Origin of the sequence: Mycolicibacterium alvei (assembly GCF_010727325.1) — a bacterium.
GTDB lineage: Bacteria > Actinomycetota > Actinomycetes > Mycobacteriales > Mycobacteriaceae > Mycobacterium > Mycobacterium alvei.
On sequence record NZ_AP022565.1, the window covers coordinates 4,382,572 to 4,397,206 of the forward strand.

Annotated in this window: 15 protein-coding genes; 9 read left to right on the top strand and 6 right to left on the bottom strand. The window is 65.7% G+C overall.

Translation table 11 applies throughout. The features are described 5' to 3' along the window. The first annotated feature begins 17 nt into the window (after positions 1–17). Together ipdE1 and ipdF are read left to right on the top strand one after the other, a co-directional pair. Positions 18–1,166: an acyl-CoA dehydrogenase IpdE1 gene (ipdE1, locus tag G6N44_RS20960; RefSeq protein WP_163667108.1), complete on the top strand. Its 1,149-nt coding sequence runs from the start codon at positions 18–20 to the stop codon at positions 1,164–1,166. Continuing rightward, entirely contained in the window at positions 1,163–1,954 is a 792-nt protein-coding gene (gene ipdF / locus G6N44_RS20965) for a (5R,7aS)-5-hydroxy-7a-methyl-1-oxo-2,3,5,6,7,7a-hexahydro-1H-indene-carboxyl-CoA reductase (RefSeq protein WP_047036207.1), read from the top strand. The genes ipdE1 and ipdF overlap by 4 nt, the downstream gene beginning before the upstream one ends. A 60-nt stretch (positions 1,955–2,014) precedes the next feature. Here the strand turns inward: ipdF and G6N44_RS20970 are convergent, their stop codons facing one another. Both G6N44_RS20970 and G6N44_RS20975 read right to left on the bottom strand, forming a co-directional pair. Then, positions 2,015–3,223 (bottom strand): hypothetical protein, encoded by a 1,209-nt coding sequence (locus tag G6N44_RS20970; RefSeq protein WP_163667111.1) that lies wholly within the window; start codon positions 3,221–3,223, stop codon positions 2,015–2,017. A 287-nt stretch (positions 3,224–3,510) separates the two neighbouring features. Continuing rightward, positions 3,511–4,371, bottom strand: coding sequence for a helix-turn-helix domain-containing protein (locus G6N44_RS20975; protein WP_066900007.1), 861 nt, complete (start codon positions 4,369–4,371; stop codon positions 3,511–3,513). Between the two features lie 136 nt (positions 4,372–4,507). On the opposite strand from G6N44_RS20975, the gene G6N44_RS20980 reads away from it, so the two are divergent. From G6N44_RS20980 to fadA6, 7 genes are all read left to right on the top strand, one after another. Further along, positions 4,508–5,173: a response regulator transcription factor gene (locus G6N44_RS20980; RefSeq protein ID WP_064899236.1), complete on the top strand. Its 666-nt coding sequence runs from the start codon at positions 4,508–4,510 to the stop codon at positions 5,171–5,173. A 5-nt stretch (positions 5,174–5,178) separates the two neighbouring features. After that, a complete protein-coding gene (locus G6N44_RS20985) occupies positions 5,179–6,198 on the top strand; it encodes a HAMP domain-containing sensor histidine kinase (RefSeq protein ID WP_163670209.1) in 1,020 nt (339 codons plus the stop codon). Further along, on the top strand, positions 6,195–7,724 hold the full coding sequence (locus G6N44_RS20990) for a DUF4153 domain-containing protein (protein WP_163667114.1): 1,530 nt from the start codon (positions 6,195–6,197) through the stop codon (positions 7,722–7,724). The genes G6N44_RS20985 and G6N44_RS20990 overlap by 4 nt, the downstream gene beginning before the upstream one ends. A 65-nt stretch (positions 7,725–7,789) precedes the next feature. Further along, the gene (locus G6N44_RS20995; RefSeq protein ID WP_163667117.1) at positions 7,790–8,548 is read left to right on the top strand and encodes a cysteine hydrolase family protein; all 759 of its coding nucleotides are present in this window, start codon (positions 7,790–7,792) and stop codon (positions 8,546–8,548) included. Beyond that, a complete protein-coding gene (locus G6N44_RS21000; RefSeq protein WP_163667120.1) occupies positions 8,548–9,219 on the top strand; it encodes an AmiS/UreI family transporter in 672 nt (223 codons plus the stop codon). The genes G6N44_RS20995 and G6N44_RS21000 overlap by 1 nt, the downstream gene beginning before the upstream one ends. A gap of 52 nt (positions 9,220–9,271) precedes the next feature. Next, positions 9,272–9,895 (top strand): TetR family transcriptional regulator KstR2, encoded by a 624-nt coding sequence (gene kstR2 / locus G6N44_RS21005; RefSeq protein WP_163667123.1) that lies wholly within the window; start codon positions 9,272–9,274, stop codon positions 9,893–9,895. Continuing rightward, entirely contained in the window at positions 9,895–11,043 is a 1,149-nt protein-coding gene (gene fadA6, locus G6N44_RS21010; RefSeq protein WP_163667126.1) for a steroid 3-ketoacyl-CoA thiolase FadA6, read from the top strand. The genes kstR2 and fadA6 overlap by 1 nt, the downstream gene beginning before the upstream one ends. Before the next feature lie 79 nt (positions 11,044–11,122). On the opposite strand, the gene ipdC is transcribed toward fadA6, so the two are convergent. The 4 genes from ipdC to echA20 are packed head-to-tail and all read right to left on the bottom strand — an operon-like array spanning position 11,123 to position 14,585. Further along, positions 11,123–12,193 (bottom strand): (3aS,4S,5R,7aS)-5-hydroxy-7a-methyl-1-oxo-octahydro-1H-indene-4-carboxyl-CoA dehydrogenase, encoded by a 1,071-nt coding sequence (ipdC, locus tag G6N44_RS21015; protein WP_163667129.1) that lies wholly within the window; start codon positions 12,191–12,193, stop codon positions 11,123–11,125. 3 nt (positions 12,194–12,196) lie between these two features. Beyond that, complete coding sequence (ipdB, locus tag G6N44_RS21020; RefSeq protein WP_163667131.1) at positions 12,197–12,946, bottom strand: cholesterol ring-cleaving hydrolase subunit IpdB; 750 nt, start codon at positions 12,944–12,946, stop codon at positions 12,197–12,199. Further along, positions 12,943–13,830: a cholesterol ring-cleaving hydrolase subunit IpdA gene (gene ipdA / locus G6N44_RS21025; protein ID WP_163667134.1), complete on the bottom strand. Its 888-nt coding sequence runs from the start codon at positions 13,828–13,830 to the stop codon at positions 12,943–12,945. The genes ipdB and ipdA overlap by 4 nt, the downstream gene beginning before the upstream one ends. After that, the gene (gene echA20, locus G6N44_RS21030; protein ID WP_163667137.1) at positions 13,827–14,585 is read right to left on the bottom strand and encodes a (7aS)-7a-methyl-1,5-dioxo-2,3,5,6,7,7a-hexahydro-1H-indene-carboxyl-CoA hydrolase; all 759 of its coding nucleotides are present in this window, start codon (positions 14,583–14,585) and stop codon (positions 13,827–13,829) included. Before echA20 ends, ipdA begins: the two co-directional genes overlap by 4 nt. Positions 14,586–14,635: the final 50 nt, after the last annotated feature.

Below are 14,635 nucleotides of genomic sequence, written 5' to 3' on the forward strand. Positions count from 1 at the left end.
TAGGTTAGCCTACAAGGGTGATAGAGGTCCAGGAGTTCCGGGCCGAGGTCCGGCAGTGGCTCGCAGACAATCTTGTTGGCGAATTCGCAGCGCTCAAGGGCCTGGGTGGACCGGGGCGTGAACACGAAGCCTTCGAAGAGCGTCGGGCGTGGAATCAGCATCTGGCCGCGGCGGGGTTGACCTGCCTCGGCTGGCCGGTGGAGCACGGCGGCCGCGGCCTGTCGGTCGCACACCGCGTTGCCTTCTACGAGGAGTACGCCCGCGCGAACGCGCCCGACAAGGTCAACCACCTGGGCGAGGAACTGCTCGGGCCGACGCTCATCGAGTACGGCACCCCCGAACAGCAGCAGCGGTTTTTGCCCAAGATCCTCGACGTCACCGAGCTGTGGAGCCAGGGCTACTCCGAGCCCAACGCCGGCAGTGACCTGGCGAATGTGGCGACGACGGCTGAGCTGGTCGGCGACGAATGGGTGATCAACGGCCAGAAGGTGTGGACGTCGCTGGCGCACTGGGCGCAGTGGTGCTTCGTCGTGGCGCGGACGGAGAAGGGCTCCAAGCGGCACGCCGGCCTGTCCTATCTGTTGGTGCCACTGGATCAGCCGGGCGTCGAGATCCGGCCCATCATCCAGCTGACCGGCGACTCCGAGTTCAACGAGGTGTTCTTCGACGACGCCCGCACCGATGCCTCGCTGGTGGTCGGTCAGCCCGGTGACGGCTGGCGCGTGGCCATGGGCACGCTGACTTTCGAGCGCGGGGTGTCCACGCTGGGTCAGCAGATCCGCTACGCCCGTGAGCACTCGAACCTCGTCGAGCTGGCCAAGCGCAGCGGCGCGGCCGACGATCCGCTGATCCGCCAAAAGCTGACCGAGTCGTGGACCGGCCTGCAGGCCATGCGGTCTTACGCCCTGGCGACCATGGATGTCGAGCAGCCCGGGCAGGACAATGTGTCGAAGCTGTTGTGGGCCAACTGGCACCGTGAACTCGGCGAGATCGCCATGGACGTGCAGGGCACGGCCGGGCTGACGCTGCCCGAGGGCGAATTCGACGAGTGGCAGCGGCTCTACCTGTTCTCGCGGTCGGACACCATCTACGGCGGGTCCAACGAAATCCAGCGCAACATCATCGCCGAGCGGGTGCTCGGCCTACCCCGAGAGGCAAAGGGATGAGTGACCTTTCAGTCGCCCCCAAAGAGGTTGAGGGCCACGGCCTGCTGAAGGGCAAGGTCGTCCTGGTAACGGCTGCCGCCGGCACCGGCATCGGCTCGTCCACCGCCCGTCGCGCGCTGCTCGAGGGTGCCGACGTCGTGGTGTCCGACTACCACGAGCGGCGACTGAACGAGACCCGCGACCAGCTCGCCGAGCTCGGCCTGGGCCGGGTCGAGGCCGTGGTCTGCGACGTCACCTCCACCGAGGCGGTCGACGCGCTGATCGCCCGGTCGGTCGAGAAGATGGGTCGCCTCGACGTCCTGGTGAACAACGCCGGACTGGGTGGCGAGACCCCGCTGGTCGACATGACCGACGACGAGTGGGATCGCGTTCTCAACGTGACGCTGAACTCGGTCATGCGGGCCACCCGCGCCGCGCTGCGGTACTTCCGCGACGTCGAACACGGCGGTGTGATCGTCAACAACGCCAGCGTTCTCGGCTGGCGCGCACAGCACTCGCAGTCGCACTACGCCGCCGCCAAGGCCGGCGTGATGGCACTGACCCGTTGCAGCGCAATCGAAGCCGTCGAATACGGCGTGCGGATCAACGCGGTCTCGCCGAGCATCGCGCGGCACAAGTTCCTCGAGAAGTCGGCGGATGCGGCCCTGCTGGACCGGCTGTCCTCGGACGAGGCGTTCGGCCGCGCGGCCGAACCGTGGGAGATCGCCACCACGATCGCCTACCTGGCCAGCGACTACTCCAGCTACCTGACCGGCGAGGTCATCTCGGTTTCCAGCCAGCGCGCCTGATCTGGTTCCTGCAATGCGGCCCCTGTCCGGAACTCCGGGCAGGGGCCGCATTGTGTGGTGCTAGCTGTCGCTGCCGGAGTCGGAGCTACCGGTTGCGTCCTTCGCGCTGCTGCTGGCCTCGCTAGTGGTGGTCGTCTTGCTGATTCGATCTTTCAGTCCGGTGACCGACTTCTCGATACCCTGGCGAATGTCGTTGAGGCCCTTGTTGACTTCATTGGCCGCACTCTCCACCGAGGTACGGATCTGCTGGGCGGGCCGGCTTGAAGTGGTACCGATCTTGCCGGGTTCTGCCTTGTTTCCGGCCGAAAGATCGGTTGCGCCATTGGAACTGACGGTCGCTGCGGCGGGAGCGGCAGCTTCGGTGGTGTCATCCGTGGCCGTGTCGGCCTCGGTCGGCACGGATGGAGCCTCGGGCGCCGACACGGCCGCAATGTCCGGCTGGGGCGACGTGTCGGTTGTGGAAGCTGCCACGGCGGTGGGTGGTGCGGGAGGGGTGATCGCTGCCGCGATCGCCTGCGGAATCTTGACGAACAAAGCCTCGGCGGGGGACCAGTAGGTGAATCCGCTCTTAGTCAGGATCCCGACACCTCGTGCCGGGGGCCAGGGTGGCCGTCGGATGATGAGTTGCCCGTTGAGCATTCCGTCAGTGAACTCGGCGGGAGCGTTGACGATCGTGCTGACTGCGGCGATCGGGTCACCGGCAGTTGCTGCATCAACGAAGGATTGAGCGATGGTGGCCGTCACGGCGATCATATTCTGCGCCAGACTGAGCAAGCCAAACGCGGGCTTGCCTATGATTCCGGTGTCCAAGCCCTGCGCCGCAATCAACTTCGCTACGTTCGCGATGTTCTGGGTGATTTGGCCAGGAATCGAGAGCATCGAGAGCATCGGGAAGAGCGCGGTGCCCATGGCCGTGAGGGCGAAGCTGATCTGTTGTGCAGCATCTTTCACATTGCCGTCGGCGAGCGACTCCTGGGCTTTTGTGAGTAACGTGGGTAGGTCGCCGGCGCCGTTGCCAGTTACAAACGTGAAGAGGCCCTGAGCGCTTGACGACAGGGCGGTGCCGACTGTGTTCGCGTACCGCGTCTGGTTCTCGATGACCTGAGTCAGCACTGGAAACGGTTTGGCGGATGCCGCGTCGACGATCCTCTGCAGATTTGTCTGCGTCGTCGTGAGCACCTCGCTCCAGCGGGCGATGGGGTCCACGAAGGTGGAGGCGGCGAGTTGTACGGAGGCCGACGACATCGCCGGCGTTTGGACTTCCGGCATGGGTGCCGTAATAGGCGCGACGGCGACCACGCTCGCCGCAGTCAGGGCTATTGCAGCCGTGGAGAACGGACGTAGAGCTCTGTGCATCAAAACCCCTTCGAGGGCACTAGGTGTCAGTGACCGGACGAAGGTATCTGAGAGTCAGCTGAGAAAGCTTTTCAATTCTTGGCTACTTTTCGATTCTTGTGGAACACGTTTCAATTACTTCAATCCGCAACGATTCCGATCTAATGGCTCGGGACGGCGTAGGGGTGAGGTGAATTCGGGATTCGGCCCTGTATCAGGGTCTATCGCACTGACCGGCGGTAGGCGCGAGGCGATAGACCGACACGACGTCCGAACGTGGCGGCAAAGTGACTCGGGTTCGGAAAGCCCACCGCAGAGCCGATTTCTGTCATCGACAAGGAGGTGCTCACCAGCAAGGTCTTGGCCTGCTCGATGCGGCGATCCAACAGGAATTGATACGGGGTGGTGTGGAACGCCCGCCGGAATGCCTTGATGAATGTTTCGACGGGCATCCCGGCGAACCGCGCCAGCGAGTCCACGCTGATCTCGGAGTCCAAGCCGTCGTTCAGGTACTCGACGATCGCCGCCTGAGTGGTGGCGTCCAGAGACCGACGCTCGTCGCGCTTTCCTTGCCGGCCTAGCGTGTGGGCGTCGACGATGAGCAGTCGCAGTGTCTCTGCCGAAGATTCTTTGAGTAACCGAGCGACCGTGTCCTCACGACCGGCAACGCTGCAGATCTCCTCAACGAGATGATGGATCAGCGGGTTTCGATATTTGACCCGCGGAATCAAAGCCGCATCGCCAATCGCACGACCAGGAATTGAGATCTCGCAATATCCCGCAGTGTCGCCTTGGACCAGTGCTGCGCAGGCAAGGCCGGCAGGTTTCCACCAGATGTCTCCCGCGCTGGGCGGAACACGTCCTGAGGGGCCCCAGTCGAGCAGCGTCTCCATTGAGCGCATGGCTCCGTGCCGATATACGTACATCACGTGGTTGGTGGCGTCGACGCTGCACCAATCGGTGGGTGCGGATATCCGTTCGCTGACGAAGTTGAACGACAAGCCGCGGGCCGAGACGATGTCCTGCTTGAGCACCGTACGTGGAGTCTGGGGTCGGTCACCGTCCCACGGCTTCATGGCCATGCGCGGGAGTGTATCGACGGCAACGGCCTCGCGACGGTGGAATGGATGCAAATGTCTCCGCATCTGACGGTCTCCTCCACCGGATCTTCACAATGACTGCCGAGAAGCGCCACAACCTGCGCTTACGCTCAGATCCGTGAAGCGAATCCTGGTGGTCGACGACGAGCCGACGATCCTGTCCGCGGTGGCGACCAGGCTGCGGGCGGAGGCGTTCGAGGTCGAGACCGCGGTCGACGGACCCTCGGCCGTGGCAACCGCTGCGACGACCCAGCCCGATCTGGTCGTACTCGACGTCATGCTGCCGGGCTTCGACGGCCTGGAGGTGTGCCGGCGTATCCAGGCCGAGCGGGTGGTGCCGGTGCTCATGCTGACCGCGCGCAGCGACGAGATCGACATGCTGATCGGTCTGGGTATCGGCGCCGACGACTACCTGACCAAGCCGTTCAGCATGCGCGAACTGGTGGCGCGGGTACGGGTCCTGTTGCGACGGGTGGACCGGGCGGCCGGTGATCAGCCGTTGTCGGTCGGTGACTACCGCATCGACCTGACCGAGCGCCGGGTCCATCAGGGCGATCAGGAGATCCACCTGACCCGAACTGAATTCGACCTGCTGGCGTTTCTGGCCGGGCGGCCCAGGGCTGCGGTGCCCCGCGAGACGCTGCTCGAACACGTCTGGGGTTGGGCGTCGGAGGTGGAGACCCGGACGGTGGACAGCCACGTCAAGGCGCTGCGGCGCAAGCTCGGATCTGAATTGATCCGCACGGTGCACGGCGTCGGTTACGCCTTGGAGATTCCACGGTGAGCGCCATCGCCGAGTTCTGGGACCGGCTACCCAGACCACTGGACCCGTTCGCGTCGTTCAAGGTCAAGACCGGACTGTTGGTGGGCGGGGCGATCCTGTTGGCCTCCTTCACGTTCTGGGTCGGCGCCAGCTGGCAGTTCCGGTATGCGCTGCTGGCCGCGCTCGCCACCTCGCTGATCCTGACGCAGTTCCTCGCCCACGGCATGACCTCACCGCTGCGGCAGATGACCGCGGCCGCGCGGGCCATGGCCCGTGGTGACTACAGCCTCCGGGTGCGCGCCACCTCGCGCGACGAAATCGGCCAATTGGCAACGGCATTCAACCAGATGGCCGCCGACCTCGGGGCCGCCGACGAGTATCGGCGCGGGTTGATCGGCAACGTGTCTCACGAGCTGCGCACGCCCATCACCGCGCTGCAGGCCGTGCTGGAGAACGTGGTGGACGGGGTCGTCGAACCCGATCCCGAGACCATGCGGATGGCGCTGTCTCAAACCGAACGCCTCGGTGAGCTGGTGACCAATCTGCTCGACCTGTCGCGCGTCGAAGGTGGCGCAATTCCGTTGCAGATCAGCAGGTTCGATGTCGACGAGTTCCTGCGTGAGGCCGTCGAACACGTGTCTGTGTCGGCCACCGACGTGTCCGTGGCGCTCAAGGTGTCGCCGCCGGACCTCAAGGCCGTGGCGGACCCGGCGCGGCTGCGGCAGGTCGTGGTGAACTTGGTGGACAACGCGATTCGGCACAGTCCGGCCGGCGGCCGGGTGACGGTGCTCGCGACTCGGGAGGCATCGGGTCTGCGGATCGAGGTGACCGATCAGGGGCCGGGCATCGCACCCGCCGAACGTGAGCGGGTTTTCGAACGATTCACCCGTGGTGCCACCTCCGACGGCGGCACCGGTCTGGGTCTGGCGATCGCACGGTGGGCCGTCGAATTGCACGGCGGTGTCATCGAAGTGATGGACACCGATACGGGATGTCGGATCAGGGTCAGCATCCCTGAGTCCGCGACGGGGGAGAGGCCACGATGACGACAACGGTTTCGGGATTGCCGGCACCACTGATCGGGCCGGCGCTGCCGCGCCAGGGTGAGCCGGGTTGGACGGTGTGGTCCCGCCGGGTGTGGCCGCTTGCCCCGCTGGCCGCTGCGCCACGCCGGGTCCTGGCGTCGGCCCTGGTCGCCGGACTGGTCGGCACGGCGGTCTGGCGGGTGTCCGTGCTCAGCGTCGGCTATCTGGTGGTCGGTGTGCTGGTCTTCGGGGTCGTCTACGGCACGGCGCCGCGCCGGCCGAGCCGTTCCGAATGGGTGGGTATCGGTCTGACGCTGGCCTTGCTGGCCGTGCCTGCACTGCTGGCCGCCGAGTGGATGGGTGGCCTGTGTCTGGCGGCCGCCTGGATCGTCGGCTGGTGCACTCTGGTCGGTGGCCGTACCTGGACTGCCGTGTTCACCGGGCCGTTCGTTCCGTGGGTGTTGTTCGGTCGGTTGCGCGGTTGGGTGGAGCAGGCGGTCAAGGCCTGTTTACCGGATCGCTCGGGTCTGCCCAGCCTGGGTCGCGTGGCGGCGGTGGCCGGACTCACCGTCGGCCTGGTGGTGATCTTCGGCGCTCTGTTCGCCGCCGCCGACCCGGCGTTCGCGCACCTCGCCGGAAACCTGGTGCCCTCCTTCGGCGGCGTCGACTTCGCGGCACGGGCAGTCGTCTTCGGCATCGTGGTGACATTCGTACTGGGCGGTGCATACCTGGTGCGGTTCCCGCCGAGGCTGGATGCGCTGGCCCCGGCGCCCATGCAGCCGGTCCCGCGGTGGGAGTGGGCGCTGCCGCTGGGAGTGCTCGACGCACTGTTCGTCGCGTTCGTCGCGGTACAGGCCACTGTGTTGTTCGGCGGGCACACCCATGTGCTGGAGACCGAGGGGCTGACGTATGCCGAGTACGCGCGCCAGGGGTTCTGGCAGTTGCTGTGGGTGTCCGCGTTGACGCTGCTGGTGCTCAGTGGGGTGATTCGGGTGGCGGGAAGGGTCACTGCTGCCGACCGCCGGCTGGTGCGAATACTGGTCGGAATTCTTTGTGCCACATCAATTGTGGTGGTGATCTCGTCGATCCACCGGATGTGGCTGTACCAGCAGGCGTACGGCTTCAGCACCGAGCGGCTGATAGTCATCACCACCGAGGTATGGCTGGGCGTGGTGTTCGTACTCGTCGCGATCGCCGGGATCCGGATGACCGGTCGGTGGCTGCCGCGGGCGGTGCTGGTGGCCGGTGTCCTGGCCCTGCTCGGCCTCGCCGCGTTGAACCCGGAACGATTGATCGTCGACCGCAACATCGAACGCTTCGAGCAGACGGGGGCGCTCGACGCCGAATATTTGTCCGGGCTGTCGTCCGACATCGATCCGGCACTGGCCCGGTTGCCCGAGCATGTCCGCTCATGCGTGCAGTCTCACCGCGCTCAGTCGGATCCGTGGTACCAGTTCAATCTGTCGCGGTGGAGCGCCGACCGTCCGGAGAATGCCGATCTGCCGGAGTATTGCTCGTCGTACTGGTCGTATCCGACCTACCGGTAGGAATCCCAGAATCGCGCCGATCCAAAGGCTGTCGACATCGGCGTCGGCGGCGGAAGGTATCGCGTGTGACCGCACTCGCCCTCGACAGCTTGTCTCGAATCACCCCGCTTGCGCCGGTTGCGCTCGATCCCGAAGCGCTGGGCTACCCGCCCCATAACCGGGCGTCGATTCCGCCGCTGGCCAAGCAGTGGGAGCAGCTCGATTTCCGTGAGATCCTCTCGCGGCCGGCGGCTTTCCTGTCGATCAGCCAATCCAACTCCCTGTACAAGCCGGGCGGGGTTCAGTACGCGGAGGGCCATGCCTTCCGTGGCAGCCTCGAGGCGACCGTGAAAGCGGTAAAGGCCGCACGGTCGGCGCCGAATTTCGTGTCGTTCAACTGGATCGGGTTCTCGGTGTTCCGTGACGAGTACCCGAAGACCGATTTCGACAAGGCACAGTACGACGGGTGGACCGGCCACATCGACGCGACCCCGGAGCAGATCGCCTGGGACAACGAGCTGGTGGGGGAACTGCGCGAGCTCGTCGAACCCGGTGACAACGAGCTATACGAGAAGGCGCTGCAGACGGCGTTCGTCGGCACCGACCTACCCGGTGCGCTGAACCGGCAACGGGTCGAGGTGGTGGTGCTCACCGGCATCCACCTCGACTGGTGCGTCGAAGGCAATGCGCGGGCAGCGCGTGACCACGGCCTGCTGCCCATCGTGATCGGCGATGCGACAGGTACTGCCCACCCCGACCAGGAGCGCGCCGCCTTCGAGCGGATCAACAACTTCTTCGCGCCGGTCATCACGTCGGACCAGCTCGTGGAGTGGGTCAGCCGCTGATGGGAAACGTCGGGCTACTTCTGGTGGGCGTGGCGCTGTTCGTCAACGGACTCGTCTCGGTCGGTCTGGTCAGCGGGCGCGGCGCCGCCCCGATCAATCTGTTTGTCGGTGCGGCCCAGGTGGTGCTGCCGACGCTGGTTCTCGTGCAGTCGGACGGCGATCCCGGCATCATCAACGCGACCTGGCCGAGTTACCTGTTCGGCTTCACCTATCTGTGGTTCGGCTTCATTCAGATCTTCGACATCGATCCGCGCGGATTCGGTTGGTACAGCACCTTTGTCGCGGCAATCGCGGCGTACTACGCGCTCAAGAGTCTCGGCACCGACCCGGTTTTCGCCGTGATCTGGGCGACCTGGGCGATCATGTGGACGCTGTTCTTCGTGCTCTTGGGACTTGGGATCGCCAAGGCCGGCCGGATCGATCTGGGGCACTTCACCGGCTGGTTCCTGATCCTGCTCGGCATTCCGACCTGCACAGTCTCGGCGATCCTGCTGTTGAACGGAATCTGGCCGACATCGCCTCTGGCGGGTGTGGTCGCGCTGCTGGTGCTGCTGGCGGCCACTGCGCTGTCCCTGGTGTTGGCGCGCCGCAGTGCCGGCCGCGAGGACGTACTTCCCGCGTCATCCGGCCTCGAACCCTCGGCGGTCGGGAGTGTGCCGCAACCGGCGTGACCAATCGCCACCGAACGTGACCTAGCAAGCGCTTGGTTGCTATGCTGGGTCGATGGAGCCGGATACCCCCGCCCAGCCGGCGAGCAGACGCGACGAGCTGCTGGACCTTGCCGCGACGATGTTTGCCGAACGCGGACTGAAGGCGACGACGGTCCGCGATATCGCCGACTCCGCAGGAATCCTGTCGGGCAGTCTCTACCACCACTTCAAGTCCAAAGAGCAGATGGTCGAGGAAGTCCTCCGCGATTTCCTTGACTGGCTGTTCGCGCGGTACCTGGAGATCCTCGACCAGGAGACCAGCCCGTTGGGTCGGCTCACCGGTCTGTTCATGGCCTCGTTCGAGGCGATCGAGCACCGGCATGCGCAGGTGGTCATCTACCAGGATGAGGCCAAGCGGCTTTCCGACATCCCACAGTTCGGTTTCGTCGACGAGCGCAACCGGGAACAGCGCAAGATGTGGGTGGACATCCTGCAGCAGGGCATCGCCGACGGCTCGTTCCGTCAGGACATCGACGTCGACCTGGTGTACCGGTTCATCCGTGACACCACCTGGGTTTCGGTCCGCTGGTATCAACCGGGCGGACCGCTTTCGGCCGAAGAGGTCGGCCGGCAATACCTCGCCATCGTCCTCGGCGGAATCACCGCCGGGAACGCCACTGTCAAAGGAGACCAGTAATGCCTGAGGCATACATTGTCGACGCCGTGCGTACGCCGGTCGGAAAGAAGAACGGCTCGCTGGCGCAGGTGCACCCGATCGACCTCGGCGTGCACGCGTTCCGCGCCATCTTCGACCGCGTCGACGTCGACCCGGGTGCGGTTGACGACGTCATCGTCGGTTGCGTCGACGCCATCGGCGGGCAGGCCGGCAACATCGGCCGCCTAACCTGGCTGGCCGCCGGCTACCCCGAAGCCGTCCCCGGCGTCACCGTCGACCGGCAGTGCGGTTCCAGCCAGCAGGCCATTTCCTTCGGCGCCCAGGCCATCATGTCCGGCACCGCGGACCTCATCCTGGCCGGCGGCATGCAGAACATGAGCTGGATCCCGATCTCCTCGGCCATGGTCCTCGGCAAGGAGTTCGGATTCACCTCGCCCACAAACGAATCCAAGAGCTGGCTGCACCGCTACGGCGATCAGGAGATCTCGCAGTTCCGCGGCTCGGAGATGATCGCCGAGAAGTGGGACATCTCCCGCGAGGAGATGGAGGAGTTCGCCTACAACAGCCACCAGCGTGCGTTCGCCGCGATCCGGGCCGGGCACTTCGACAACGAGATCATCCCGGTCGGCGACTTCGGCGTCGACGAGGGACCGCGTGAGTCGACGCTGGAGAAGCTGGCCTCGCTCAAGCCCCTGGTCGAAGGCGGCCGGCTGACTGCCGCGCTGGCCAGCCAGATCTCCGACGGCGCCGCCGCGGTGCTGCTGGCTTCGGAAGAAGCCGTCAACAAGTACAACCTGAAGCCCCGCGCCCGCATCCACCACATCAGCGCCCGTGGTGATGATCCGGTGATGATGCTGACCGGCCCGATCCCGGCCACCCAGTACGCCCTGGAGAAGACCGGCCTGTCGATCGACGACATTGACACCGTCGAGATCAACGAGGCCTTCGCGCCGGTCGTACTGGCCTGGCTCAAGGAGACCAAGGCCGATCCGGCGAAGGTCAACCCGAGTGGCGGTGCCATCGCGCTGGGCCACCCCCTGGGCGCCACCGGCGCCAAGCTGTTCACCACCATGCTCAACACCCTCGAGCGCACCGGCGGCCGCTACGGTCTGCAGACCATGTGTGAGGGTGGCGGCACCGCCAACGTCACCATCATCGAGCGCCTGTAGTTCCACCCACGCCCAGACGCAAAAATCGCCCTTTTCCGATGCGAAAAGGGCGATTTTGCGTCTGCGCGGCGGAGCGAGGCTACTGGATGTAGGCCGACGCCGACTGCAGATGTGCGACGGCGTCGTCGACGATCTTCTGCACCAGTTCGGCGCACGACGGCAGATCGTCGATGATGCCCGCAACCTGTCCCGAGGCCAGCACGCCGGCGTCGGTATTACCTTCCACCAGACCGGCTTTGAGCAGCATCGGGGTGTTGGCCGCCATAACGACCTGTGACCAGGTGAGTTCCTTGCCGTGCCGCATGGCCAGGCCGTCCTTGATCATCGAGGGCCAGCTCATCCCCGAAAGCTTCTTGAACTTCTGGGCGTTGCCGATCGCAGCGGCGAATCCGCGTGCCCGCGAACCGCTTTCCAGCTTCTCCACCAGCCCGGTGCGTAGCACCCGGTGCGGCATGCCGTCGACCCGGGTGGATACCACGGTGCCGTCCAGCGCGGCGTGCAGGTAGCGCTGCTTGACGGCGTCGGGCACGGTCGAGTCGGATGTGAGCAGGAACCGGGTCCCCATGGCCACTCCAGCGGCGCCGTACGACAGCGCGGCGGCCAGACCACGGCCGTCGAAGAAGCCGCCGGCGGCGATCACCGGCATGCCGGTGTCCTTGACCGCATCGAGCACCGAGGGCAACAGCAGCGTGGTGGCGACCGGACCGGTGTGGCCACCGCCCTCCCCGCCCTGCACGATCACCGCGTCGGCACCCCAGCCGGCCACCTTCTTGGCGTGCTTGGCCGCACCCACCGATGGGATCACCACGACGCCGGCATCTTTCAGCTTGGCGATCAGCTCGGGCTTGGGAGCTAGAGCGAAGGAGGCGACTTTGACTCCTTCGCGGATCAGGAGGTCGACACGATCACCGGCATCGCCCGCGTCGGCACGCATGTTGATGCCGAAGGGTTTGTCGGTGGCGGCCTTGACCTTGGTGACGGCGGTCTGCAGTTCCTCGAGCGTCATGGTCGCCGACGCCAGGATGCCGAGCCCGCCGGCGTTGGAGGTTGCGGCGACCAGTCGGGCACCGGCCACCCAGCCCATCCCGGTCTGCACGACGGGATGCTCGATGCCGACCAGTTCGGTCAGCGGAGTCTTGAGCTTGCCCATCTTCTAGCCCTTGACCTCTTTGTCGCGCAGCGACTTCGGATCGATGACCTTGCGCAGGAGCCTGAGCTCCTCGTCGGTGGCCAGCCGGGTGGTCTCGGCCTGCTCAAGGCCGTGCACCTCGAAGGAGGTGTTCTCGGCGACCTGGCCGGCTTCGACGCCGGGGTGCAGCGACAGCGCACGCATCTGGTGGTCGGGGCCGTTGAAGTCGAACACGCCCAGGTTGGACACCACGCGGTAGACGTTGGCGAACCGGTAGGCCGGGTTCTCCGGATCGATCTTGTCCCAACCGATTCCGGAGACGATGTCCACCGAGTCGCAGAACACCCGCTTGGTGTGGTTGCCGACGAAGTAGCTCGTGGCGTGGTTGATGCTGTTTCCGGGCGCGCCGCGGACCCCGAACATCTGCCGGGTCGGGTGCTGGATAGGGCCGAAGGCCGACAGGTTCTGGTTGCCGTAGCGGTCGATCTGGTTGGCGCCCATCACCACATGGCGCTTGCCCCAGGCCAGGGTCTCGAAGACCCGGTTGAACGGCATCCAGCCCTCGACGGCGAACGGCGCGCCCATGGCCGGAGTGTCGGCCATGATGCGGGCCTCACCGTCGGTCAGCACGATGTCGGGGGAGAAGGTCAGCCGGGCCAGTCGGGCACCGATCTGGACCACGGTGGTCATCGGGCTGGCCATGATCTCGCCGGCGTCGCGGAACAGCTCGGCGCAGGCGACGGCGCACACCTCGGCACGGGTCACGGCAATCACTTGTTTTCCTCCTGAGCAGTCTTGAACGCACGGACCGCGGCCTGGTAATCGGCTTCGCTACCGGACAGGTACGTCTTGACGAACTCGGCCCAGGTCTCGTCGGAACCGGCGGCCTCGGCGTAGTGGCGCTGGAACTTCTCGTCGCGCCGGTAATCGGGCTCGTTGGTGGTGAAGTGCGCACCGCCCGGAGCCTCGACCACGGAATCAACCATCATCCGGTTGATCAGCAGGGCCTGCGTCGGAACGGCTTTGACCAGCTCCTCGGTGGACACCACGCGCTCCACGGACAGGAAGCGGCGCTGTGCCGACATGAGGAACAGGTCATCGAAGTACGGGTCGATGCCGGTGTAGGCCGCATTACCCTTGGCGTCACCGAGATTCATGTGCACGAACGCCGCGTCGAGGTTCAGCGCAGGCATCGCGACGAGTTCTTCGTAGGCACCGTCGGTGGGGTATGGGGACTTCACGGTCTTGAGCTCGTCGCCCCAGAATGTGCGGACGTCGGTACCGAGACCGGCCCGGATCGGCAGGAATGGCAGCCGCTGGGCGGCAGCCTGCAGGCCGCAGCGCAGCATGCCCTCGTCCATCTCACGGGCCTCGATCGCACCGGTGGTGCGGGCCTTGGCGAACCACGGGTCGTAGAACGGCGGCGAGTCCAGCGACACGAAGCCGTAGTAGGCGCGCTTGACCTTGCCGGCCGAGCACAGCAGGCCCAGATCGGGACCGCCGTAGGTGACCACGGTCAGGTCCTTGACGTCGGTGCGCAGCAGGGCGCGGACGAAGGCCATCGGCTTGCGCCGAGAGCCCCAGCCGCCGAGGCCGATCGTCATACCGCTTTCGATCGAGGCGACCGCCTCGTCGAGCGTTGTCCTTTTATCTGTCATGCCTTGGATCCCTTCTCGGTTCCGGCGAACGCGTCGCGGTGTTCGTCGGACACACCGGACAAGTTGAGTTCGAAGGTGAAACCCTGCTCCATGCGGTACCGCGCGTTGACGGGCTGCACGTCGATGAAGTTCAGCGCCTCCTTGGCGGCGCGGATCACCCGGGTGTCCTTGCTGGCGATATCGCGGGCCACCCGCAGTGCCGACTCGTCGAGATCCTCACGCGGAACGACCTCGTGCACCGAACCGAAGTGGTGCAGCGTCTCGGCGGGAACGGTTGCGGCGGTGAAGAACAGCCGGCGCATCAGGTGCTGGGGGACCAGGCGGGACAAGTGGGTGGCGGCACCGAGTGCGCCGCGCTCGACCTCTGGGAGGCCGAACTTGGCGTCATCGGAGGCAACGATCACATCGGCGTTGCCGACCAGGCCGATCCCGCCGCCGACGCAGAAGCCGTTGACGGCTGCGACGACGGGAACCTCGCACTCGTACACGGATTTGAACGCGTGGTAGCAGCCGCGGTTGGCGTCGATCAGCGCGCCGAAGCCCTCGGTGTTCTGCATCTCCTTGATGTCCACGCCGGCGTTGAAGCCGCGTCCCTCGGCACGCAGGATCACCACATGGGTGCTCTTGTCGCGCCCGGCCGCGGTGATCGCATCGCCGAGTTCGAACCAGCCGGCCGACGGGATGGCGTTGACGGGCGGGTAGTTGACGGTGACCGAGACGATGCCCGGCTCGACTGTCTTGGTGGTGATCGTCATCAATCCACTTCCTGAAGGGGTCGCTACCTAAGCAAGCACTTGCTTGGTAC